15 protein-coding genes and 1 tRNA gene are annotated in these 24,625 nt (G+C 43.0%); 5 read left to right on the top strand and 11 right to left on the bottom strand.

Annotation, left to right across the window (positions count from 1 at the left end; genetic code table 11):
* Positions 1–14: 14 nt before the first annotated feature.
* Positions 15–746: a DUF6503 family protein gene (locus tag C900_RS08030; protein ID WP_009579237.1), complete on the top strand. Its 732-nt coding sequence runs from the start codon at positions 15–17 to the stop codon at positions 744–746.
* On the opposite strand, the gene C900_RS08025 is transcribed toward C900_RS08030, so the two are convergent.
* Positions 743–2,014, bottom strand: coding sequence for an NRAMP family divalent metal transporter (locus C900_RS08025; protein ID WP_040496128.1), 1,272 nt, complete (start codon positions 2,012–2,014; stop codon positions 743–745). The genes C900_RS08030 and C900_RS08025 overlap by 4 nt on opposite strands.
* Positions 2,015–2,125: 111 nt before the next feature.
* On the opposite strand from C900_RS08025, the gene C900_RS08020 reads away from it, so the two are divergent.
* Positions 2,126–5,257, top strand: coding sequence for a caspase family protein (locus C900_RS08020; protein ID WP_009579235.1), 3,132 nt, complete (start codon positions 2,126–2,128; stop codon positions 5,255–5,257).
* An 87-nt stretch (positions 5,258–5,344) separates the two neighbouring features.
* Here the strand turns inward: C900_RS08020 and C900_RS08015 are convergent, their stop codons facing one another.
* From C900_RS08015 to C900_RS07990, 6 genes are all read right to left on the bottom strand, one after another.
* Positions 5,345–6,484: a PorP/SprF family type IX secretion system membrane protein gene (locus C900_RS08015; RefSeq protein ID WP_040496126.1), complete on the bottom strand. Its 1,140-nt coding sequence runs from the start codon at positions 6,482–6,484 to the stop codon at positions 5,345–5,347.
* Between the two features lie 7 nt (positions 6,485–6,491).
* Complete coding sequence (locus C900_RS08010) at positions 6,492–7,571, bottom strand: T9SS type B sorting domain-containing protein (protein ID WP_009579233.1); 1,080 nt, start codon at positions 7,569–7,571, stop codon at positions 6,492–6,494.
* Positions 7,568–10,852 carry a tail fiber domain-containing protein gene (locus tag C900_RS08005; RefSeq protein WP_040496125.1) on the bottom strand — a complete coding sequence of 1,095 codons (3,285 nt, stop codon included), beginning with the start codon at positions 10,850–10,852 and terminating at the stop codon, positions 7,568–7,570. Before C900_RS08005 ends, C900_RS08010 begins: the two co-directional genes overlap by 4 nt.
* Positions 10,853–11,573: 721 nt before the next feature.
* Positions 11,574–12,557, bottom strand: a complete 984-nt coding sequence (locus tag C900_RS08000) for an NAD(P)H-dependent flavin oxidoreductase (RefSeq protein WP_009579230.1) — start codon at positions 12,555–12,557, stop codon at positions 11,574–11,576.
* Entirely contained in the window at positions 12,544–13,932 is a 1,389-nt protein-coding gene (locus C900_RS07995) for a M28 family peptidase (RefSeq protein WP_009579229.1), read from the bottom strand. Before C900_RS07995 ends, C900_RS08000 begins: the two co-directional genes overlap by 14 nt.
* Positions 13,933–13,974: 42 nt before the next feature.
* The gene (locus C900_RS07990) at positions 13,975–15,282 is read right to left on the bottom strand and encodes a DEAD/DEAH box helicase (protein ID WP_009579228.1); all 1,308 of its coding nucleotides are present in this window, start codon (positions 15,280–15,282) and stop codon (positions 13,975–13,977) included.
* A 53-nt stretch (positions 15,283–15,335) separates the two neighbouring features.
* On the opposite strand from C900_RS07990, the gene C900_RS07985 reads away from it, so the two are divergent.
* The 3 genes from C900_RS07985 (at position 15,336) to C900_RS07975 (ending at position 17,645) form a co-directional block, all read left to right on the top strand.
* Positions 15,336–16,673, top strand: a complete 1,338-nt coding sequence (locus C900_RS07985; RefSeq protein ID WP_009579227.1) for a dihydroorotase — start codon at positions 15,336–15,338, stop codon at positions 16,671–16,673.
* Positions 16,674–16,753: 80 nt separating this feature from the next.
* Positions 16,754–16,827: transfer RNA gene (locus C900_RS07980), tRNA-His, on the top strand.
* Between the two features lie 560 nt (positions 16,828–17,387).
* A complete protein-coding gene (locus C900_RS07975) occupies positions 17,388–17,645 on the top strand; it encodes a hypothetical protein (RefSeq protein ID WP_009579226.1) in 258 nt (85 codons plus the stop codon).
* A gap of 188 nt (positions 17,646–17,833) precedes the next feature.
* Here C900_RS07975 and C900_RS07970 read toward each other — a convergent pair whose 3' ends face one another.
* The 4 genes from C900_RS07970 to infB form a co-directional block, all read right to left on the bottom strand.
* A complete protein-coding gene (locus C900_RS07970) occupies positions 17,834–18,523 on the bottom strand; it encodes an OmpA family protein (protein WP_185113960.1) in 690 nt (229 codons plus the stop codon).
* Entirely contained in the window at positions 18,465–20,273 is a 1,809-nt protein-coding gene (locus C900_RS30345; protein WP_221408112.1) for a DUF5723 family protein, read from the bottom strand. The genes C900_RS07970 and C900_RS30345 overlap by 59 nt, the downstream gene beginning before the upstream one ends.
* A 564-nt stretch (positions 20,274–20,837) precedes the next feature.
* Positions 20,838–21,590 (bottom strand): hypothetical protein, encoded by a 753-nt coding sequence (locus C900_RS07955; RefSeq protein ID WP_009579223.1) that lies wholly within the window; start codon positions 21,588–21,590, stop codon positions 20,838–20,840.
* 264 nt (positions 21,591–21,854) lie between these two features.
* Positions 21,855–24,596 (bottom strand): translation initiation factor IF-2, encoded by a 2,742-nt coding sequence (infB, locus tag C900_RS07950; protein WP_040496121.1) that lies wholly within the window; start codon positions 24,594–24,596, stop codon positions 21,855–21,857.
* Between the last annotated feature and the right edge of the window lie 29 nt (positions 24,597–24,625).

Below are 24,625 nucleotides of genomic sequence, written 5' to 3'. Positions count from 1 at the left end.
TAAACTTTAAGAATATGAAGAAGATATTGATGGCGCTGATGGTACTTGGTGCTATTGGTTGCGATAACAAAGAAAAAGATCCGGAAGTAATAGCATTTGAAGCTATTGAAGCAGCAGGAGGACCGAATTATGACAGTATAGAAGTAGAATTTACCTTCCGTGATAAGGAATATGGCGCGAAGTATGCTTCGGGGCGGTTTGAATACGTGAGGCTTTTTAAAGATTCGACCGGTTTAATAAGAGATGTGTTAAATAACGATGGGTTTTACCGTGAGATCAATGGTGCGAAGGCAGATATTCCGGATTCAATGGCCTCCAAATATGCCAATTCAGTAAATTCTGTTATTTATTTTGCCATGCTGCCAAAGGGGCTGAACGATCCCGCTGTAAACAAAGCATATCTCGGAAAAGCCACCATTAAGGGCAAGGAGTATCACAAAATCAAAGTGACATTTGAGCAGCAGGGAGGAGGTACGGACTATGAAGACGAATTTATATATTGGATTGGTACCGAAGATAAGAGAGTAGACTATCTCGCCTACAAGTACCTAACTGAAGGTGGAGGCATGCGATTCAGAGAAGCATACAATGAAAGATTTGTTGGAGGTATTCGTTTTGTTGACTATATCAATTACAAACCAAAAGCGGAGATTACTCTTGAAGCCATTGGAGAAGCATTTGTCAATAGTGACCTGGAGGAGTTATCCAGGATAGAATTGAAGGGCGTACGGGTAAATGAGCTTTAGTTTTTTCGCAACTGCCATATTTTATAGATAGTAAAGACCATCAGAGGTAATGCCAGTATTTGTAAATAAATAAGGCGAACGGTTTCATCGGTGGCCGCTAATCCCAGTGCGTTGGTAGCAGCTTTAAAAATATTATTGAGACCGATGAGCAGCACTATATTGAGTATGATCAGTGATAGTACGTTAAACCATTTGCTGTTCATATACTGGCTGCCAATTAGCCGGGCATTGTTTGCCTGAATAATAAGAAGGATAGCCACCATTGGTAGTATCATACCATTTAATGCCTGAGCTGCTATAATCACAGGAATCGGCTTGACCTCAGAAATTCCAAATATTAATCCCGCCATAAGCACGGCTTGCCATATGCGTTTGTAGATGTGTTCTTTTTTTGTCCCGGCAATGCTTTTCGCCAAAACACCGGCCGCTAAGGGAGCTGTGATAGATGAGGTGAAGCCAGCAGCAAATAACCCCAGGGCCAGCATTACCTTTGCTGAATTGCCCAGGCTGTCGCCCATTGCGATTGCCAGGTTTTGAAATGAAATGGTGCCATCTATTTTTGTGCCGGTAATAAGTATAGCGATGGAGACAATGCCACCGAGAACAACAGAAACTACTAGTCCAAAGCGCATATTTTTTATGCTTTGCCCATGACTGATCCCCGATCCCAGAAAGAGATTGTAGGGGACTATTGTAGTGCCTACCAGGCCAAGTATCAGCCATTCAGACCCTTCAGGTATGCTAAAACTCATCCCCTGGCCTATTTCTGACAATGATAGCTCCGCCTGCCAGGCCACATAGCAAAAGGCGATGCCCATGACCGCCACCATTACGCCCAGAAGATTGACTATGGTTTTAACCGTACCCAACCAAAGCAGGAGAGCACAGGCAATTCCGATGATGATGGTAAGTATTATTCTATCAGCCTCCAGTAAAAGTTGTACACCGGCCAAAGCACCAAGTATATTACCTGCTTCGTAGGCAGCGCAACCAAATATGACACCGAAACCAATAAAATATGCCAGCCATGAAAACCCCGTGGTCATTTTGATGGTGTTGCCGATCTCCATGCCTGAAGCGATGGTAATTCGAGCAGCCATTTCCTGTAGCGCTATACAAGCCACTGTGGCGAAAGCCAGCGCCCATATTAACTCAAACTTGAACATTGCTCCGGCAGTTGAGGCAGTAGTTAACGTGCCTGGACCTATGAAAGCAGCCGATATTACAGACCAGAAAAGAATATTCAGGAAACGTGATTTCAACGACATCTGGTTGATAGTATGAGGTTTAAGTCGGTTACAATTTGCCTTTTCAAAGTACTAAAAAATAATTACTTTTACTTATTATACGGTCCTTACGCTTACTTTAACATGACCTTTATGAAAGTATTCAGACAATCATTAATTCTGGCTGTTTTTCTATTGATGAGTATTGCAGAAACAGTAGGGCAGACAGGAATACCCAGGATAGTGATCAATACATTGGGGCATTCGGGAAAGATCTATAATATACTATTCTCACCGGATGGTGAGCGCATCATATCTGTTTCTGAAGACAAAACAATTCGCGTGTGGGATGCTCGCACGGCCGAGTTGGTGACCAAATTCGAATCGCAGATCGGCAATGGCCCCGAGGGCATGCTTTATGCTTCAGCTATTTCTCCGGATGGTAAGTTGCTGGCCGTAAGTGGCTACCCTGTGAGTAGCGAGAAGGAAAATTATATTGTGCTTATTGATCTTGAAAAAGGACAACAAGTGGCAACGGCTGTTGGACACTCTAATGTGATCAATAGCCTGGATTTCAACGGCAGAGGTAATTATCTCGCCAGTGGTAGTGATGATGGAACGATCAGGATCTGGAAAGTCGACAATACTAAGATACTACGAACTGTGACCACAATTGAGATCGGCAGCAGGGTGACAGGGGTATCGTTTAATAACAGAACCCAGGCACTGGCTGTGGCCTCGGACAATAAAAATGTACTTCTTTATAATCTCACAGGCCTGGACAGTGGCATTAAAAAATTTCCACATACGCAACTTAAAAAGCATAAAGGTATAGTGAACAAGGTGGCTGTTGCACCTGATGGTAACTATATTGCTTCCAGCAGTATGGACAATGAATTAATTCTATGGAAGGCTGATGGATCTTTCGTAAAGGAGTTTGACAGGGTAGGAAGTGTGATTAATGCGCTTACCTTTTCTCACGATTCCAAAATATTGGTGGCGATGGATGCTGCAGGCGGTGGGGTGAGTTATTCTGTTCCGGAAGGCAATAAATGGACCGATTTTATCGGACACGACAACACTGTATTTAGCGCTGATTTTTCTCCTGCCTCTATAAGCGGAAATTATGTTGTTGCTTCTGCGGGTGGTAATGATAATGTAATACAGATATGGAATCCTATTAATGGAAGAACCCAACAAACCATAAAGGGAAAGGGAGCGACCATCTGGGATTTGGCTTTTGGTGCGGGTATGGAACTGTACGTGGCCAGACAACAGCCCAGGAATAATGCTAATGCTACATACAACTTCCTTTTTGATCTTAATTCCTTTACTATAAAAAGGGATCCGGGAAAACCGGTTACCACCTTTCTAAAAGATGCCAATAAGGACGTGAAACAAACCAGTGCGTACAGTCTGGAAGTATCGCGGGGTGGTATTATCAAAAACAGTGAATTCGAGGATGGCCGGATATTAGATTTTCAGGTTACCCCTGATGGTAATGTAATAGTTGGTAGTGACTTTTCTTTAAAAATGTATAATCGCCAGGGCCAAATTGTTAAGGAATTTATGGGGCATACAGGGGGTGTCAGGTCAGTAACAGTAAGTCGAGATGGGCGATATATGGCTTCGGGTAGTGAGGATCAGACGATCAGGTTGTGGAAATTGGCAGAGAAAGGTGAAGCGCCAAGCATGCGTGATGTATTCCAGGACCCGGTATGGGGGGAATACTTTGCCTCTTTGGAGGTGGATAGTTTAACGTATACCTCTTCAACAAAGGCATGGAGAGAGGTGATCAGTTATCTGAAGGGCCATGGAGATAAAACATGGAAGGATATCGAAGAGGTATTTTCTACCCTTGGTGAAACCGTTGCTCCATTTGCCAATTTATTTATTGCCGATGATTCAGAATGGATATGTTGGGCTCCCGAGGGCTATTTTAGCTGTAGCTCCTCCGGTGGAGAATATTTTGGTTGGCATGTTAACAAAGGAATTCATGAACTGGCCGATTTTTATACGGCCGAACAATACTTTGACATTTTATACCGCCCGGAAACACTAGTAAAAAGTATCGGCCAGGGGCGAAGGGTAGTGGAGATACTGACTGAAGAAGGGGAAAGGATTTTTGATCTTACCAAATTAAGCCGGCCATCTGCAGCATTTTTTAATACCAATGCGCTCACTTTTGGTAAAGATAAAAAGTTAGACTACACGCAGGGCAAATTCTTTACACAAAGCCAATCGCTGGACCTGACAGTTGACATTTATGATGGAGGAGGAGGAGTAAAAGAGGTGAACGTTTATCAGAATGAGAAGCTGATCATCATCGATGATGAATTTGAAAGTTTGGGAGAAGGGCAAAAAGTGGAGAAAAGCTATCATGTCGATCTTGTAAATGGAGCAAATGACTTCCGGGTAGTAGTAAAGAATTATCAGAAAATTGAATCCCGGCCTGACCACCTGAAGGTCGAATACAATGGAGAGATCATAGCCACTTCCAGTTTGTATATTTTATCCGTTGGTATTAATAAATACAAAAATGCTGCTTACAACCTGAATTATGCGCAGCCTGATGCTAAGTCATTTACAAAAAAGGTAATTGAAAATGGCAGTAAGATGTTTAAAACTGTTAGAAAAACAGAGATATATGATACTGAGGCTACCAAGGAGAACATTATTAAAGGTTTTGAATCTATAATTGCACAAGCGCAGCCTGAGGATGTTTTTGTATTTTACTATGCGGGCCATGGTACTTTGGATGAAGAAAACGATAATGAATATTACCTGGTGCCAACAGATATCACCAAGCTATATGGTGACCCGGCTCAACTTCAGGCAAGGGGAGTTTCTGCCACCAACTTGAAGCGCTACCTTTCACAAATACGCTCACAAAAGCAGTTGATATTAATGGACGCGTGTCACTCGGGAGGAGCTATGAAGTCGATGAAAGTGCGAGCTGCGGCTTCCGAAGAAAAGGCCATTGTGCAGTTAGCCCGTGCCTCAGGTGTTGTGATGCTGGCATCCAGTGAGACACAGCAATTTGCTGCCGAATTTGAAGTATTAAAACATGGTGTATTTACATATGCTTTATTGGAGGCGCTGGACGGTGCCGCAGATAATGGAGATAATAAAGTAACTGTCAATGAACTGAAAATCTACATGGACGAGCGAGTGCCTGAATTGAGTAATCAATACGGAGGGCAGGCGCAATATCCGACAGGGTTCGTACACGGTAATGATTTTCCTATCAGCCTGATCTATAGTGAGCAGAATAGCGAAGACTGATAAACCAAAATTCAGCAAAAGCCGAGAACTGAGAACGGTAAACTAAGAACAGTGAACTGAGAACTGAGAACTGAGAACTGAGAACCATCATCTATACCTGCGCTTCCGATGATTCCGCTTGTAGTTTTTCTTTCTCTTTTTCTTATTATCAAACTTCTTATGCTTAACCCTGGATAGTTTTTTGGTACTGTTATAGCGGCTACTTGGGGATTTGACGTTATTCAGTCGCTTTTTCTGACTTTTTTTGAAGGCTTTTGGTCCTTTGGCTCCAATCTGATTCTTTTTTGCTGCAGAGCTAAGGGTTTTTCTTCTGAAGGCTAATGAATTTTTATAATCCTGCCTGAAGCGCTCTTGATAATTCCGATCGTTGAAATCCAATCGCAGGGTTATTTCACTGGAGCTCCCCACATCACTTCCCAGATTGCCATTCATCATTTCGTGGCTATACCCCAACAATACTTTTTTGGCAATCTTTATGCCTGCGGTCAGGTTGATGATATCACCTTGTCGCATGGATCCTCCTAAGAGAAACAGGTTGTTATAGGTGTAGTAAATCCCTGCGTCCCACGTTTCATTGACATCGGAGAATTTTCTAAAAGTGAAGGTTGGTTCAAGTATGTCATCACCGCCTCTAATTGGGATTAACCCTGCCGCATACCCCGAGTAATATTCTGACAGAATGCTGGCATTATCATTAACCAGCAGGTTTGTAGCTAACCGGTTGGCAGCCGCGCCTATTTTGAAATACCGGTGCTGATAATTGATCCCAAAAGAGAAATCAAAGTTGGATTCCCGTTGTCCAAGAAGGGGGTCAGTAACATCGCCAATAACATTATCCATATTGAAGCCAACACTGTTATACTCTGCTGATACCCCCATGGAAAGCACATTATAGCTGCCAAAGTTAATATGATAAGCAAAGGCCCCTGAAGCATAGGTATTGCTGACAAAATTGACCTTCTCGGTAAATAAGTTGGCTCCGACACCAAAGCGGTGATTCATCAATGGGGCATGGAAACTAATAAAGTTGTTTTCCGCAGCGCCCTCTACATTACTGAAGTTCTTTCTGTGGGCAAGCGTTAACGACCCAAAGGTATTACCTGCCATAGCAGGGTTGTAAATAAATGAGTTAGTCAGCTTTTGGCTGAACAGCGGAATGTCCTGCGCGTGGAGTTGGAATGAAATGAAGAACAGAAAAAGCCAGCTATATCGTAAAAGTTTTTTCAATAGGCAGTTATTTTAATACTGTTATTGTCTGTTTCAAAGTTTGTCCGTTACCATATTTCAAAATACAGATGTAGTTTCCGGAGGCCAGAAAATCAAAACTGTTATCATATGGATTATCAAAGGCATTAAAATTTCGGAAGTTTTCCTGCCTGTAAACCTCGTTGCCCCACCGGTCAAGTATTATTACTTCGTTACTATCAGCGTAAGCTTCCACAGCATCAATAATGAGGTAATCATTTTTCTCATCGCCATTTGGAGTGATAATGTTGTGAATTATCGGCACGAGGATTAGCTTGGAGCCGAGCAATAAAAATGGCCCTACAGCAGGTTTGTTACTGCGTACAAGTGTCTTATCTGAGGCCAGTCCATTGCCAAGGTCTGTTATTAGTGTCAGGTCTGAATTAGATTCAAGTACTACTGGCTGTGTATTACCTCCTTCTAAAAGAGCTTCATCTCCCGCTAATACAGGTAGTGTTACTGTAGAGCCGCTAAAAGTCCCTAGGATGTGCATCTCCCAATGCCAGTTCGATGAGGCGGACTGAACATTATTCGGAAGAGTTGTTTCACCCAGGCTACCGGTGTGTGCCTGGATGCCGAGTAAGAGATCACCTGCGCCCTGGACGCTGTGTAGTGTTACAGGAGCATATGTGCCGGCAACCCCTATGGGGTAAAATTTTTCTCCTGTTCCCGTGTGAAATAATGTGCCGTTGACATACGCACCATTTTCTGCAATTACTGTTCCTCCAGGTCCAACAGTTAATTGGGCAGATGCATCAGGAGTGATGGTGCCGGATTGTAACGATAGGGCTTTAGAGATAATCCATTGGCCTGAGAGGCTGTAGCTGCTGCCCGACATGATCAATTGAGGGATCTCAATACTATTGATGGATTCTATTACTCCCTGGCCCACGATACTCAAGGTTGTATTATTGCCAAGAACGAGCTCTCCTTCGTTAAAAAAAGAGGCATTAGTGGTTATTTCCGTTCCCGGAGCCGATGCCATGGTTGTTCCCGGGGCAATCTTAAGCTGGGCGACTGCCTGGAAGCTGAAAATCGCAATTAATATGCTTGAAAATAGCAGCTTCATTTTTCAGCTTTCATTTGGAGTGTCTGATAAATGGCATCCAGCTTAGCTTCAAGCGCTTTTAGTTTGATGTCCTGTTTTGCTTCGGCTTTCTGTTGCTGACTGAATAGTTCCTTTAGGGCAGCAATTTCTGTTTGCTGTTTTTCTATCATCTGCTTCTGATCTTTAACAAGCTGGTTCAGTTCCTTTATGGCACCGGTAAGTACCGGGGTGATCTTAGAGTAATCCACCATCATAGGCTCCTCCTCAACATTTCCCATAGGATCACCGGAAACAGCTTGTGGGAATACTTCTAGCAATTCCTGAGCAATAAATCCTACTTCATTTTTCTCAGGAGCGGCCTTAAATTGATAGGCTCGTGGCCGGATATTATTTACCATGTCAAGTGCGCCATTAAAGTCACAAATATTTTGCTTTAACCTTCGGTCTGACGTGGTATTGAAGCTTACCCCACCACTTCCGGTAGCTCTAATTGAACCTTGATCAATGCCACCTCCATTCTGAAGAAGAAGGTAATAGGAGCCTGTTCCGGGAGTAGTTGCTCCAAGTCCTATCACAACTCCATCAGCTGCGGTATTAGTGGACCGGTTATAGAAACGGGCAACATAATTGGTGCCATTGTCTTCTACCTGAAATTTTGAGAGCAAGCTGGTCGTCCCAATCCCGACCGAACCTTCTACGAGAAGGCCATTCGTGGGAGCAGTGTTAGTGCCTGAATAAGTTGCGCCTATAACAGCGCTGCCTTCTACATCCAGTTTGTTTTGAGGTGCAGTTGTCCCAATTCCCAGACTCTGTGTTGATCCCTCAAAACGTGCATATTCAGTGGCATTGTTATAGATGATTACATCATACCCGGTGTTTGGATGAAGTCTGATGTTTGCGTCAGAATAGTGCATAAGATTAGAACCCGTGATAGTAATTCCGGTGTTGGCACCTGCTCCGGTGAATCGGATAGCATTGCTTGCCATATCCAGGTTTGTGGTGGCAGTATGATTTCCAAGATCATCACCCATAGTAGCCCAACTGGTAGCAGAACCGTCATAAAAGTTGAACTTACTGGTGCTGGTATTATAAATTAAAAGCCCATTTGCAGGAGTCCCGATGATATTTCTTTGTGCTGTCGTCATCCTTGGGATCAGAATTCCTTTACTCGTAGAATTGATATCAAGTATCGCAGTATTATTCAGGTTATCACCGTTGATCACAAGACCATCTCCGGTAAAATTCATGCGCATTGAAAAGGTCCCCAAGGTAGCATCAGCCGTGCCTGATTGAAAGGTAAAGAAGCCAATTCGCTCCGGCTGCATGGAAAGCACACTGGAACCGTCTGTGGTAGTATAGTTAAACGATCCCGGGCTCGACTCATACACATTATGTGTTAAAAGGTTGCCCCCGGATGATGCGGGGAAGAGGTGCATGGTATTGCCTATTTGGAGGCTGGTTTGGGGTGTATTTGTTTGGATACCCACGTTTAATCCGTCATCTCTGATAGCCGAGGCTACAAAAGTTCCTGAGCTGGCTCTTGGTACAACATTGTCGGCTAATGTTGTAGAATTTGCCACACTGTTAAGGGCCTCTCTAACAGCCAACTCGGAAACCAGGTTTGCATCCACTGCCGTGGCTAAGTTTCTGATACCCGTTCCTCCACCTATTAAACTGGTAGTAATAGTTCGAAAAGCTAAATTGCCGGAGCCATCGGTACCTACCAACTGGTTTACACCTGATGGTTGCAGCCAAACCACATTGCCACTTGCATTATTAGCCAGGATCGCACGGTTGGCGCCATTATCTGCTATTTTGTTTAGTGTAATAGCATCATCAGCTATTGTCAGCAAACCGGAGCTATTAATTATGGCATCGCCACTAAGCGTAGTATTTTCAAACTGTGTATTTGCGGTATTATAAACCAGTATATTTCCATCTGAAGGGGTAGTGATGAGCGCATCGGAAAGATTAGATAGCGATAAAGATCCCAACCCATCTATGTCACCCTGAAGTTCGGTTAGGGCGGATTGAACATCCGTGGAAGCCAAATTTCCGGAAGGGGTAACTGCTACCTCAGAAGCGGTCTGATCATCGGTGGTGGTTATTGTAACAGGTTCCCAAAACCCCGTGCCCGAATTGAATTGCAGTATCTGCCCCCCGGTTGCGCCACCACTGACTATCTGATTGAGGTTAATGCTACTTTGTATAGCAAGTGAACCTGCATCAGAGATCTTTGCCATCGTCAGTGTTGGTATGTCAGAAGCAGTTAGGGTACTGCCCGAAGTGACCCTGCCTTTTGAATCAACAGTAACTTTGGTATAGGTGCCGGAGGTAACTGTATTTGCAAGTGTCAGTGTGCCCGTATTACCTAAGGTAGCATCTCCGGATATAGTTACACTGTTTACGGTGGTGCCATTGCCTATTAATATTTGCCCGTTGCCTGTATTGCTTAGCGAAAGATTAACATCACCCGATGTGGCCCCTCCTGTTATGCCGTTTGAAGTGTTTACAGCGGTGATGTCGCCTGCTGCCAGCGTTGTGGGTAGCCATTGGCCTCCGGTGTATTGCAACACCTGGCCGGATGTCGGTGTAGTTGCTGAGACCAACTGGCCCTGAATGCTAACGGCATCCACGTTGGTCAGTGCTGAGCCATCGCCGGTAAAAGAATTGGCAGTGATGCTGGTAGCCGTAGAAATATCTGCTCCGGTAATGCTGTTATCCAGTATTTCGTTGCTGGTAATTCCTCCTGTGGCCACACTAATTGTACCGGTGTTGGTAATAGGCCCGCCAGTAAGTCCTGTGCCAGTGCTTATAGAGGTTACAGTACCTCCGGTGGAAAGAGTCTGAAGATTCCATTGTGATCCATCCCATACCAATGTTTGATTGACTGCTGTACCATCTGAAAGCTTGATAGGATCACCCGTCAAGCCAGTACCCGAGATCACCCCCTCCGTAATGGCTACCTGGCTGCCCCAGTCATCAGCGCCCGCAGCCCCGTCACCGATACCGATCCATGTGGTTCCATTCCAATAATAGATCTTGTTATCACTCCGGTCGAATACTACCATCCCCGCTTCTGAAGCCGTAGCCCCAATCACTGATTTGTTGGTAACTAACGGAACGATAAGCCCCTGATTGCCACCGGGCGATACCAGCATGAGCACAGCTTTGTCGTTGATGGCTTGGGTACCTATTGAAACCGAGTTTTGCTGTGCCGCAACACTACCCGCAGCCAGGAAGAAAGTCAAGATTAGCTGGCACTGGATACTACGCCAATGTAAAATGTAAGATTTAGCCATAATAAAATACTCTTGCAGGATACCATTTCAAAAAGAAATGAAACGGTCGATTTTAAATATTTTTATTAACTACAGACCCACAGATAGGTTTTTCGCGATAAATCGAATATATAACAGTTTGCAATATAATAATTTACCCTTTACTAATGAATACTCCAAAGTCTATATTCTTGCCCCTTCAGGATGTAATACCTGGTGATTATATTAACAGAAACCCCTTTCACCAGCCAGTCTGCCTCAGCTATCAATTATCTATTGATATGGTGATTTACCTAAAAAGTAACTCTTTTGGCTAAAAATGCTTGCGTAATTTCACACGTTTCTCTAAACTTATTGATCAATAAGTTGTTAAGACAATAATTGTTCTTCAACTACTTTTTTTAACTGCGATGACCGCTGTTGAACCCGGCCTGTCGGGAGTGACATTTGCAAAATAGTGTGGTTGAAATATTATTTTGCATTTTAAATAGCAGTGTGAATTTCGATGCGGTAATTATTTTAAAATTAAAATTTTATTGCAGATATTTCGCAGTTGAAGGAATTCAATTTTAATATTGAACCTTTTATTTTCAACCTAAACCCAGGGATTGACTGATCACTAGATCATGAAACCTGTAAACCAGAAAAGGGAGCAACGGCTCCCTTTTCGTTTTGAAAACCTGAGGTTCTTACCAGATCAAGCAATATTTCTGGGGAGGGGTGTAAATATTACGGGTCCTTCTTACTCCGCCAATTCCTCAGCTTGAGAATAATATTCATCTGCTAACGTAGCAACAATTTCTTTTACCGAACGAATGTCCTTAACATGCTCAATGGACGGACCTGCACACCACAAAGTTTTATAAGTAGCGCTGAATGCAGCTTTTTCCAGGGATTTCATGCCCTTATAGAAGGTCAGCATTTTAGCATATTTTTTAAGGGTTCGGTTTTTGTTGAGCAGAGACTCCAGCCAGCTTTGTTTGGTTCCAATTTGTTGCACATAAGGAGTATTGATAACTGTGCATGGTGTTCCCGAGAGCCTGTCTGTCATCACTATATCATTAGCGCCATAGTCTACAATGGCCTGTTTATACTCCTGAGAAACGCCAGCCTCAACTGATGCAATAAAGGGACTGCCCATGGAAATACCACAAGCTCCCAGTTCGAGCATTTTTCTGAGACCACCTCCTGTACCCACACCCCCTGCCGAAATCACTGGTATACGACAGTGGGATCTTAACAAAGGTATCAATTGCCCGGGAGGCATATTTCCAGCATGACCACCCGCACTGGAGTTTACAGCTATTAGTGCATCTGCACCCAGCGCCTCTACTTTCTGAGCATATTTTTCTTCTGTGACATCACAGAAAACCTTAATGCCCTTTTCTCGACACGCTTCGATCACTTTTTTAGGGCTACCCAATGAAGTAATAATAAAATCTACTTTGTACTCGACACAGGTTTTTAGCTGTTCATCTAAGCGGTAGTTGGATTTGTTTACAATAAGATTTATCCCGAACGGCCCTTTGACACTGTTCTTTATTTCGCTAAGTGCAGCCCGGAATTCTTTATCTGTACGATAATTCAGGGCTGGTATGGCTCCGGTTATCCCTGCCTTTATGCCCTCGATCGTCATGGCTGTATTTGATACCAAAAACATTGGAGCCATGATGATCGGGTACTTAATATCGAGCAACTGTGTGAGTTCTGTATTAATTTTTTCCATCCATCCCGTATTTATCTATAAGATATACTAAAGCTGCCATACTTCCTGCTCCCATTTCCAATTCTCTTTTGTCAACGGTTTCGAAGGTATCAGCATCAGTATGGTGTAGGGTAAAATATCGTTGTGAATCAGGTAAAAAGCCTATCAATGCAGTTCCGCTTTCACCAAGCGGGCCAATGTCCGCGCCTCCTCCTGGTTTGCCAAAATCATAAATATCATAAGGGGCAAACAACGGCTTCCAACTCATCAATGCAGACTTGGCCTTTTCGCTGCCAGATATTGTAAAACCTTTTGGCGTAAAGCCACCACGGTCCGATTCAATGGCGGCTATATGGGTTTCTTTATTAGCTGTTGCCTGTGCCGCATATTTCAACCCCCCACGCAGACCATTTTCCTCGTTCATAAACATTACTGCTCTTAATGTTCGCTGCGGCTTGTACCCTAAAGTCATCAAAATTCTAATCGCTTCTATGGATTGGACACAGCCTGCACCATCATCATGAGAGCCATCGCCAACATCCCATGAGTCGAGGTGACCGCCAACCACTATGTATTCGTTCGGATACCTGTTGCCTTTCATTTCACCTATCACATTGTAGGATAGTACATCTGGTAGCATTTCGCAATGTGTCTCCATGTATACTTTCAGGTTTGCATCATCTTTTAGTAAACGGCTTAAGAGGTTTGCATCATTGGTACTTACCGCTATTGCAGGGATTCTACCTGCACTTTCATCATATACCAAAGTGCCGGTATGAGGTATGTCGTCATTATTAGAGGCCATAGATCTTACTATCACTCCTTTGGCGCCAAGCCTGGCTGCTTCCGAGGGGCCATTTACCCGTTGGTCTACAGCACCGCCATATGCACCAAAAGTATTGATTAGCGTTGGGTCCATTGGTCGGTTATAAAACACTATTTTCCCCTCAACATTCTTTCTTCCGAGGTTCTTCAGCTCGTCAAAATTCTTTACCTCTACTACTGAAGCCGCTAACCCGTCAGGACCAGTACCTACCGAATTTCCAAGAGCGCAAACTTTTAGATCTATTGTCCCCGATTTTGCATTGACGATTCTGGCAACTTCTTTTTTGCCTCGAACCCAATGCGGTACCATTACTTCCTGCAGATAAACGGTGTCAAACCCTAAACGCATCATTTGCTGCCTGCTCCACTCTACGGCTGCGGCTGCTTCAGGTGATCCACTAAGCCGGGCGCCTATGTTATTACTCAGATAATCCAGCATTTGGTAAGACTGTCCGTTTGTTAATGCTTCATTGAAAGTCTTTCTAAGCATCGCTTCATCTTCGGATTGGCTAAAAGTATAATTAGGTAGCGTAGCTGCCAGGTATAAAAAAAGTAATGTTTTAATTTTCATTGAGTTTATTCATTTTATAGTTCGTAACATAACTGTGTATTCCTACCTCCTCCTTGTTTTTTTTCTTTTACCTCCCCGGTCCTTCGTTTGCTTTTCATAATTTCTTTTCTTTTCATGAAATGCTCCCTTAAAATCAGGATCTTCTTTTCTTTTGTAAATATCTATTTCCATTTCGATCTGTCTCTGTTCTTCTTTCGGAGTGGCTGTTACCTCCACTTCTTGTGGCAACGGTAGTTCGGGGATGTTGATTCTGATGAGCTTTTCTATATTTTTCAAATGGAGCATCTCTGCCTTGTTGGCGAAAGTGATGGCAATCCCTTCATTCCTGGCACGACCTGTCCGCCCAACCCGGTGTACATAATCTTCATAGATGATAGGTACTTCGAAGTTGATAACGTGCGAAACCATGCTTACATCTATTCCCCTGGCGGAAACATCAGTAGATACTAATATCCGAAGCTTTCCATCCTTAAACTCATTCATGGCATTGATCCTGCTGGATTGTCCTTTGTTAGAATGGATTACTCTAACCGGCCCCAGGTCCTTTCTGTCAAGATATTTATATACATTGTCAGCGGTGCCTTTTGTCTTGGTAAAAATTAATACGCGGGAAAACTCATCTTTACGCAATAAATGCTCAATCAGGTTGATCTTTGTCTTTAAATTGGGCACCTGGTATAGCTGCTGTTCAATGGTGTCAACGGTAGTAGCCTGTGGCGCAACCTCAGCTATTTCAGGAAATTCAAGAAATTCTTCGGACAACCTGATTACTTTGTCAGGCATAGTAGCTGAAAAAAGTAAATTTTGCCGTTTTACGGGAATTACTTCCAGAATTTTACGGATCTGAGGCATAAATCCCATATCCATCATCTTATCTGCTTCATCGAGTACGAGCGTCTGTATTTTTTTTGTATTCAGCTCACCTTTCAAATAAATATCCATGAAGCGCCCCGGTGTGGCTACAATGATGTCGACTCCCTGTTGTACAGCCTCTATTTGTTTTGTGGGCCCTATGCCACCATAAAGTGATGTATAACGGATGTCCAGGTACTTAGCGAGTTTTTGAATGTTATCTTCAATCTGCAGGATAAGCTCCCGGGTAGGGGCGAGGACTAAAGCCCTGGGTTCGGTTCCCTGAGCGTATTTGACTTTCATAAGTATTGGTAATACGAAAGCTGCTGTTTTCCCTGTACCTGTTTGGGCTATCCCCATAACATCATGACCTGCAAGTATCAGAGGGATGGCTTTCTTTTGAATTGGTGTGGGCTCTGTAAACCCTAACTCTTCAATGGCATTTAATAGTTGCCGGTTCAGCTTAAAATCATCAAAAGTTTCAACATCCTTGCCCATAAACCATGTTTTTTATTTGTTGCTTGGCTCCGAAAGCCTGAAATTTGCAACTTATGAAATCGATATTAATTACAAATGCCCAATTAGTCAATGAAGGTAAGTGCTTTTCTTCTGATATACTTGTCAAAGGACAATATATTGAAAAGATTGCCGGCAAAATAAATGCAGAAGAGGCTGACCACGTAGTAGATGTGCAGGGCAAATTTGTATTGCCTGGGGCGATTGATGACCAGGTGCATTTCCGTGAACCAGGATTAACCCACAAGGCGAATATATATACGGAATCACGCGCTGCGGTTGCCGGGGGTGTTACTTCTTTTATGGAGATGCCCAACACTGTTCCCAATACCCTCACACAGAAGCTGCTGGAACAGAAGTATGAAATTGCAAAAAACACATCGCTCGCCAACTACTCATTTTTTATGGGAGCGAGCAACGACAATATCGAGGAGGTGTTGCGAACACCTAAGGATAAAGTCTGTGGTGTGAAGGTGTTCATGGGTTCTTCTACCGGCAATATGTTGGTGGATAACGAGCAGACTTTAGAGAATTTATTTTCACGTGTTCCGATGCTTATAGCAACACATTGTGAAGATGAGGCAACTGTTCGAAAAAATACAGAAGAATATAGAAGGAAGTATGGAGAAGACGTGCCCATTTCATGCCATCCATTGATCAGAAGCGAAGAAGCATGTTATAAGTCTTCTTCTATGGCGGTAGCTTTGGCCAAAAAGCATGGAGCTCAACTGCATATTTTACACATTTCAACGGCTAAGGAGCTATCTCTCTTTGAAAACAAAACTCCGTTGGCGGACAAGAAGATTACAGCAGAGGCTTGTATCCACCACATGTGGTTCAACGATACCGACTATGATAAGAAGGGAACATTGATCAAGTGGAACCCTGCTGTGAAGACCAAACATGATCAGGAGGCTATTTTTCAGGCCGTGCTGGATGGCACTATTGATGTTGTAGCAACAGATCATGCACCGCATACCTTGGAAGAGAAGAATAATAACTATTTCAATGCTCCTTCAGGAGGTCCATTAGTTCAGCACAGTCTGCCAGCAATGCTGGAGTTCCATCATCAGGGGAAAATATCAATAGAGAAGATCGTTGAAAAGATGTGTCACAACCCTGCGATACTTTTTGATATTGAAAAGAGAGGATATTTGAGAGAGGGATATTTTGCTGACTTGGTTGTGGTGGACACGGACAATCCCTGGACAGTAACCAGGGAAAACATTTATGCCAAGTGCGGTTGGTCTCCTTTCGAGGGGCAGCAGTTTAGTAGCAAAGTTCTACATACCATAGTATCAGGGCATTTGGTGTATAGCGATGGAAAATTTGATGAAGGACAGAAAGGTGAACGACTTCTTTTCAGCCGATAAAAAATCGCTAATAATTCTGAGTATAACTGTTTGTAAATTCATTACTACTATCTACCTTTGCACTCCCTATAGGGAAAATGGTGGTTGTAGTTCAGTTGGTTAGAACGCCTGATTGTGGTTCAGGAGGTCGTGGGTTCGAGTCCCATCATCCACCCGGAGATATAAAAAGCGCCCTGCAGAGTACTGCGGGGCTTTTTTTGTTGCAGTAAATTGAGCGGGGACGAGAAGTTTATCCCGGTGCAGCAGAGCGGATACCGGGAAGTCCCATCATCCACCCGGAGATATAAAAAGCGCCCTGCAGAGTACTGCGGGGCTTTTTTTGTTGCAGTAAATTAAGCGGGGACGAGAAGTTTATTGATATTGGAAAACTCGTTTAGCCCAGGCATTTCAAATAACTACCACGTCATCCTGAAATTTTCGGAGAGGAACGGAGAAAATATTCAGGATCTCCCCGAAAAGCGGCAGAGGCCAGACCTTATGCAAAGTCACGGATTAGGGGGATTCCTGATCTCGGCTGTGCTACGTCAGGAATGACGAAAGAGAAAAGGCTGTGTCGAGAATGACAAAAAGAAGAGAATGTGTCAGAAAGTAACAAGAAAAAGAAGAGGCACCTAATTTCCGACTTCGGTCTTCCGACTTTTACAACAATACGATTTTCAAAAGTTCGTTATGACACTTCTTTTATCTTTTCTCAATATTGCGTAAGTTGCCAGAATGATCCATAGTCAGAAATTTAATTCTCTAGCCTTAAAGGATAAGCTCAAGACATTGTTTTTGCAAGGTAGCTTTGTGGTGTCTATCCGGTACTATGGATATAAGATAAATCTGTACCTTTTGAACAATTACTATGTTGAGGTTTTTTACAACCATAAACTTGATATAATAGAAAAAGTTCAGCCCCTGGAGAAGAATCACACCCGGATGAAATTCTACTCTGATCAGATCAAGCTGCCAGGTGATTTGGCTATATAGTTTATTAAGAAAACGCCCATTTTCTGTTATTACGGACGAAGTGTTGCAACCTTCTATTGTGGCTCCTTCTCCTTCACGTAGTTTTAGCAGAGCAGCTTAATAGCATTTTGGAAAGAAGGCCGGGGGATTACTATTATCACGCCCGGCCATTCCAAAGCTCTTGGATTTTACAGGCTTATTTCAGAAAATCAGTTTTCATTGAAAACCTCAAATAACACTGTCATTTCCACCCTTCTGTTTTTACGTCTACCCTCCCTGGTATTCTCCGGTGCTACAGGCTTGTCCGGGCCGTGCCCCACTACCGTTAATCTGGCTGTTTCTATGCCCTGTGAGGTTAGAAAATCAGCCACAGCCTGGGCTCGTTCTTTAGAAAGTCTAATGTTAGTGGCTCTACTGCCAACATTGTCAGTATGGCCCTCAATAAGTAAATTCCAGTCGGGTTTCTTTTTCAATAAATTCGCTAACTCCACCAGAGAAGTGTATGATGACATGGCTATTTTGGACTTGCCACTTTCAAATTCAAGATTTTCAAATGCTGTGTTTAAAACCTCCTGATCTTCTTTTTCTATTGCAGGACAGCCCTCATTTTCTACAACGCCAGCTACATTAGGGCACTTATCATCGATATCACGGATTCCATCTCCATCAGTGTCAGCAAAAGGGCATCCGCTATTTTCAATAAGACCTGCTTCATACGGGCATTTGTCTTCGTGATCATGTACGCGATCACCATCACTATCAGGGCACCCTGCCTCTTCTTTTGGGCCATATAGTTCGGGGCATTGATCTTCAGAGTCAATAACCCCATCACCATCTGAATCAGGGGCAGCCGTTAAACTCCTGAAGCCCCGGTACATCAGGACAATGATCTTGCTCATCAGCCACGCCATCATTGTCCAGGTCAGGGCAGCCAGCCAACTCAACAACCCCAGCTACTTCAGGGCAAGAATCCTCACTGTCCATCACACCATCGTTGTCAGTATCAGGACAACCATTAAATTCACTCGTGCCGGCAACCTCAGGGCATTGGTCATTTTTATCTTCGATGCCATCTCCATCAGTATCAGGACAGCCTTGAAAGGCCTTCAGTCCGGGGATGTCGGCACACCTGTCTTCACTGTCCTGTACACCATCACCGTCACGGTCAGGGCATCCTTTAAACTCCCAGACCCCAGGTACTTGGCGGCATAAATCATATTTATTAGATACACCGTCATTATCTTTGTCTTTCTTCTTTCTGAAAGGAATACCAAACCTCAGTCCGAATTGTACATTAGCATGATATAAAGGATCTTTAGTTAACAAATAGCTTATCGCATCTGAGGAGCCGATCATCAATGGCCCGAGGCGAATATTTATACCTGCACTAAGTTTTGACACTCTATTGTAGGATATTGGCATACCTAACCCTAATCCCTTGCCTTCGAGGCGTGGTGTAATGGAAAAGGTAGAAAAATAGTGAACCTTATCCTTATCTGATTTACCGTGTTTTAGAGCAATATAAGGAGTAAAGTTTAAATAAAATCTGTTGGTAACGCGGTAGTCGAATTCTGCAGCGACTGCAGTGGGTAAACTCATCTTGTAGGCTTTACCAGGAGTAAAGGTAAATAGACTGTCCACGATCTCATCAATGTCACCATCCAGATCATCCGGGTTAAGCCCTTCAGTGCTTCCCTGGAAATTCCCAGTGTTTTCGCTCTGGGTGTATTTAACTGCCCCTAAATCGAGCAGGGAGAAGCCAATTCTGTACTTATATTTGGCCCGGTCCCTGCGTTCCAGATCTGTTTTGCCGTCCATGTCGTAAAGAAAATCGTTGTAATCAGGTCGATGCTCGTATACAACACCCAGGTCAAAGCCTACAGAAGGATTGCCCCATGCCCTGTTAATTAGACCTTTTGCAATGTCATCTTCAAAGTCGTCATCGTCAAAATAGGCAGGGTATCCATAATCAACGTTAATCTCACCGACATCTACATTTTCTCCATCTATTCCGGAGTAGCGGAGTCTGTTTATATAAGCAAAACCTGAGCCGACACCATTTAAGAGTTTTACGGTTAAGCCTGCTTTCAAAAACCTGTCCTGATCGTTGAATATTACCCGTGCATAGGTTAACCCCCACTCTGTCCATAATTGGCCGGCTACTTGAAAATCGCTAAAATCAAATCTTTTATTGGCATCAACAATTACTTTATCATCGGCAAGGCTGTCTAGAAATTCAATACCCTCCTTACTAAGCCCGGAAAAATTGATCACACTACGGACCCGTGAAGTAAGCGCAAAGGCATGTTTCGGGCTCATGGTCACCATGAAAGAGGGCCCTAGGATGTTGGCTTTAGCAAACACAAAACCCTTTTGACCCTTCAACTCGCGGTGTAATGCTTCATAATCGATGTCCTTAAAATTGCTTTTGTCTACTCCCCAATAATTGTTAGAAACACCTGCGTCCGCACCGATCCAGTTCATGTAAAAACCAAATCTGCTATCTGCAATACTTGCAGGCTGGAATTGGGCACGATTTAGTATAGCATAATTACTGCTATGGAAGCCAAGCCATTCCTGCGCTTCACTTTTACTGATAAAAAGTGATAGCACAAGCAGCAAGAGTGATAACTTAAAAGGTAACCTCATGATAGTAAATAAAAATATAATTTTAACAAGAAAAATATTTGAAAATAAAATTCGAAAATAGTTAAGTTTCATAAAATAAAAAAATAATATATTAATTTTTTAACACCTATTCTGTTTTTCTGCACTCCATTCACATTCGGAGGGAATGAGCACAATTCAGTTGGAGTAATTTTGGTGATAAAAGTTAGAGTATGGACGATACACGATCATTCCAGGTTTTTTAGGAATTAAGCTGAAATGCGGGGGAGTAAGGATTTCAATCGATATCTGGGATGGGGATATGGTTTTTTTTTAAACTAACAAGCTTGCCGAGAACGAGATGGAAAGTGAATGGTAGTTCTACTACGGTCTGTACATCCCTCTCCTTTTCTTGTCTTCGTAAGGCTTTTAGCGGAGCAAGGGAGGAGAGGACGATTTTGCCATGCCAGTATTTCAGCCTGTGATGGGTGAGGTGTAAAGCAGGCCAAACTTTTGACTCCTCAGGTCCCCATCTTTTCTGCCTCATCCAAAAAAAAGAGGTGCCTTAAAAGGCACCTCCCTGGTTATTTATTTAGTATCAGTTTATCATGCAGTGGCAGTTTCTTCAGATTGTTTAGTATCATTTAACATAGCAATTTTGTAGTTCTTTTTGGCTTTATAGCCACAGTAACCACACTCGAAGTGTTTCATTAACTCACCTTCTTCGGTTGAAGATGGTGACTTCAATATCTCTTCTCTGGCTACTCTAAAAGTTTGATAATTACATTCAGGGCACTGAAGAGCATGAAGGTGGCCAGCATATTTTTCAATTTTAGTATATCCGGTTTCTTCATCCACCCACACATCGTAGTCAATTGAATAGATTTCCTCTTCAGCCTGCATACCTTCATCCAGGTATACGTCTTCCTCTTCTTCACTTAACAGCTTCATAGGCTTACCGGTTTTAGGAGAGATACGTGGCTTATATCTAAGCTTTTTCAAACGCTTTTCAATATAAAAAGGATAGTAAAATTTAAGTAAATTCTGTACGATCACGCCAATAATTAAGCCCATAGACACCGTGACGAAAATCCTTACGAAAAGCCATAACATGCCAAGCTCTGCAATAAATGAGTTGGCGTAAAGTCCTCCAGCTATGATCACAAGAATGCTGCAAGTCATCAAAATATTGATCTCACTGCGGTTTATATAGTCATACTTGTTCTTTGAATCGCTGGTAGCTGATAACTTTAAAATATGGCCTATTAAAATAAGAACTGCTAAGCCGGTCAAGCCGTAAGCAATATACTGCGCCCACGTGTTCCAGGTATCAAACGATTGTATCGGGGTTTCTTCCATGGCCTATTGTTTTTAGAATTGTAAGGTTTTGTTTAAACAAATAAAATTGATTTAAAGGACAATTTAAAAATAACTCTCCAATTTTAATATTCTTTAAGAAAAAAAAGAACAAAATTATCTCTAATAACTTAACACGGTGGGATTTCCACGTGAAAGGCTATCAGAGCAGGCGCAATATTAATATTAATTCATTTAATTATTTCAAAAGCAAGCAATTGAAGATAGAAAAAGGGCGCAGATGCCCTCTTAATTTTCTATTTTACTCTAAAGCTTTCTTTTTGTTTCGCGTTCTTCATAACTTTCAATGACATCACCTTCTTTTATGTCATTAAAGTTTTTGATGCTTATACCACACTCATATCCACTTTTCACTTCTGTTACATCGTCTTTGAAACGTTTGAGTTGGCCCATTTCACCGGAGTAAACCACAATACCATCCCGAATAAGTCGGATAGGGTTGTTTTTCTTGATGTATCCATCAGTTACCATACATCCGGCAACTGCTCCTACCTTGGATATTTTAAATACATCCCTTACTTCCACATTACCAACGATCACTTCCTCCACTTCAGGATCAAGCATGCCTTCCATTGCATCGCGAACATCGTTAATGGCATCGTAGATCACAGAGTATAGTCGGATCTCGATTTCTTCATTGTCAGCAATCTTACGGGCGGAGCCTGACGGCCTAACCTGGAAACCAACAATTACTGCATCGGAAGCCGAGGCCAGCAATACATCTGATTCTGATATTTGTCCTACACCTTTGTGTATAATATTTACCTGGATCTCTTCGGTGCTAAGCTTAAGCAGTGAGTCGGAAAGGGCTTCTACCGAACCGTCCACGTCACCTTTTACAATGACATTAAGCTCTTTGAAGGATCCGATTGCAAGTCTTCTGCCAATTTCATCCAGTGTAATGTGCTTCTTGGTCCTGATGCTTTGCTCACGAAGTATCTGCTCTCTTTTTGTAGCTATTTCACGAGCCTCACGGTCGCTTTCCATTACATTGAACTTATCACCAGCCTGGGGAGCTCCATCTAATCCCAGCATCAGTACCGGAGTGGATGGGCCTGCCTTGTCCATTTTGCTGCCAATATGGTCAAACATGGCCTTCACTCTGCCATAGTAAGCTCCTGCAAGTATTACATCGCCTACTTTCATAGTGCCGTTTTGCACCAGAAGAGTAGCTACGTATCCACGTCCCTTGTCAAGAGATGCTTCAATAACAGTACCCGTAGCATTTTTAACCGGATTGGCTTTAAGCTCCAGTAGCTCTGCTTCCAGCAATACTTTTTCCAATAACTCCTCTACACCCTGGCCTGTCTTGGCTGATATTTCCTGGCTTTGATATTTACCTCCCCAATCTTCCACTAAAATGTTGATGTTGGAAAGTGCTTCCTTGATCTTGTCAGGATTAGCATTTGGTTTGTCAACTTTATTAATAGCGATTACAATAGGTACACCGGCAACCTGCGCGTGATTGATGGCCTCTTTGGTCTGAGGCATAACATCATCATCGGCAGCTACTACTATAATTACTATATCTGTTACCTTGGCACCTCTGGCTCGCATTGCTGTAAATGCTTCGTGACCCGGTGTATCAAGGAATGCTATTTTTTGTCCGCTTTCAGTGGTTACATCGTAAGCACCGATGTGCTGGGTTATACCACCGGCTTCACCTGCAGTGACTTTGGAGCTTCTGATATAGTCAAGCAATGAGGTTTTACCGTGGTCAACGTGACCCATGATCGTAACGATCGGAGCCCGTGGCTTCAGGTCCTCTTCTGCATCTTCTTCAACCTCTACCTCGATTTCATCATCCGTTGAGGTAAATTCCACATTATAGCCGAACTCATCTGCTATTACAGTGATTGATTCGGCATCAAGACGTTGGTTGATCGAAACGAACATACCAAGACTCATACAGGTAGAGATCACATCATTAACTGATACATCCATGAGCGAGGCGAGGTCATTGGCTGAGATGAACTCTGTCACCTTCAGTGTTTTTGATTCTTGTGCTTCCTGAAGCGCCTGCTCCTCCTTAGCCTCAGCTATCGCAGATCTTTTCTCTCTTCTGTATTTTGAACCTGAGCTCTTTTTCTTAGTGCCGCTTAATTTAGCAAGAGTTGCCTTGATCTTATCCTGGATCTCCTTGTCTGAAGGTTCTTCCTTTTCCGGGCGTGGTCTCTTGCCTTTTCCTTTGTCCTGCAGTTCGTGGCGCGGTATCCTTTTTCTCGGACGTTTCTTTTTCTTTTGTTCTTTTCGGTCGTCAGAAGAAGCTACCGGCTTATCTTTTTTCTTCTCTCTTTCTACCGGCAGGTCTATTTTGCCGACAACTTTCAGACCTTTAAGCTTATCTGCTTTAGCCTCGATAAGCTGCGATTTTTCCTCTTCCTCCACTACTTCTTCTTTTGGCTCCGGCTTAGGAGTTTCGGTCTTTACGACTGGTTTTTCCTCTTCCTTCACCTCTTGTACCGGTTCTTTTTTAGCCTCTACTTCTTTGGGTTCTTCCTTGCGAGGCTCCTCTTTTTTAGGCTCTTCCTCCTTTTCAGCAGGTTTGCTTTTTTTGTCGAGATCTATTTTCCCCAGTACCTTTATGCCTTGAAGCTTGGGCTTTTCATGTTCCACCCGCTCAGGTTTTTTTTCAGGGGCAGGTTCCTGCTTAGGTTGCTCCTTAACTTCCTTACTCTTGTCTGCTGCAAGGTTCTTAATGAGAATATTTTCCTCGTCATCTGATTTTTTAGAACTATCAGTATCACTGTCAATCACCACGTGTTCATTATGCTTAGTCCCGATCGTCAGGCCGGAAGCTTCTTTCTTCTCAGAAGCTGACGCAGCAAATTCTTTAGATAACATAGCGAATTGCTCGCTTGTTACCTTAGAATTAGGGCTGCTATCTACTTCAAAGCCTTTATCAGCAAGAAAATCTATAATAGTAGTTCGACCTACATTAAGTTTTCTGGCGACCTGACTAAGCCTCATGGTTTTTTCGTCTGACATACTCAAATATCCCTTTTTTTTATGATTTT

It is taken from the genome of Fulvivirga imtechensis AK7 (assembly GCF_000331535.1).
In the GTDB taxonomy this organism is placed as follows: Bacteria; Bacteroidota; Bacteroidia; order Cytophagales; family Cyclobacteriaceae; genus Fulvivirga; species Fulvivirga imtechensis.
The sequence above is the reverse complement of the archived record's forward strand: the minus strand, read 5'-3'. Positions and strand labels throughout refer to the sequence as shown.

Coding starts and splice junctions, on each gene's coding strand:
- C900_RS08030 (WP_009579237.1), top strand. CDS start 15: ATGAAGAAGATATTGATGGCGCTGATGGTACTTGGTGCTATTGGTTGC.
- C900_RS08025 (WP_040496128.1), bottom strand. CDS start 2,014: ATGTCGTTGAAATCACGTTTCCTGAATATTCTTTTCTGGTCTGTAATA.
- C900_RS08020 (WP_009579235.1), top strand. CDS start 2,126: ATGAAAGTATTCAGACAATCATTAATTCTGGCTGTTTTTCTATTGATG.
- C900_RS08010 (WP_009579233.1), bottom strand. CDS start 7,571: ATGAAGCTGCTATTTTCAAGCATATTAATTGCGATTTTCAGCTTCCAG.
- C900_RS08005 (WP_040496125.1), bottom strand. CDS start 10,852: ATGGCTAAATCTTACATTTTACATTGGCGTAGTATCCAGTGCCAGCTA.
- C900_RS08000 (WP_009579230.1), bottom strand. CDS start 12,557: ATGGAAAAAATTAATACAGAACTCACACAGTTGCTCGATATTAAGTAC.
- C900_RS07995 (WP_009579229.1), bottom strand. CDS start 13,932: ATGAAAATTAAAACATTACTTTTTTTATACCTGGCAGCTACGCTACCT.
- C900_RS07990 (WP_009579228.1), bottom strand. CDS start 15,282: ATGGGCAAGGATGTTGAAACTTTTGATGATTTTAAGCTGAACCGGCAA.
- C900_RS07985 (WP_009579227.1), top strand. CDS start 15,336: ATGAAATCGATATTAATTACAAATGCCCAATTAGTCAATGAAGGTAAG.
- C900_RS07975 (WP_009579226.1), top strand. CDS start 17,388: ATGATCCATAGTCAGAAATTTAATTCTCTAGCCTTAAAGGATAAGCTC.
- C900_RS07970 (WP_185113960.1), bottom strand. CDS start 18,523: ATGAGCAAGATCATTGTCCTGATGTACCGGGGCTTCAGGAGTTTAACG.
- C900_RS30345 (WP_221408112.1), bottom strand. CDS start 20,273: ATGAGGTTACCTTTTAAGTTATCACTCTTGCTGCTTGTGCTATCACTT.
- C900_RS07955 (WP_009579223.1), bottom strand. CDS start 21,590: ATGGAAGAAACCCCGATACAATCGTTTGATACCTGGAACACGTGGGCG.
- infB (WP_040496121.1), bottom strand. CDS start 24,596: ATGTCAGACGAAAAAACCATGAGGCTTAGTCAGGTCGCCAGAAAACTT.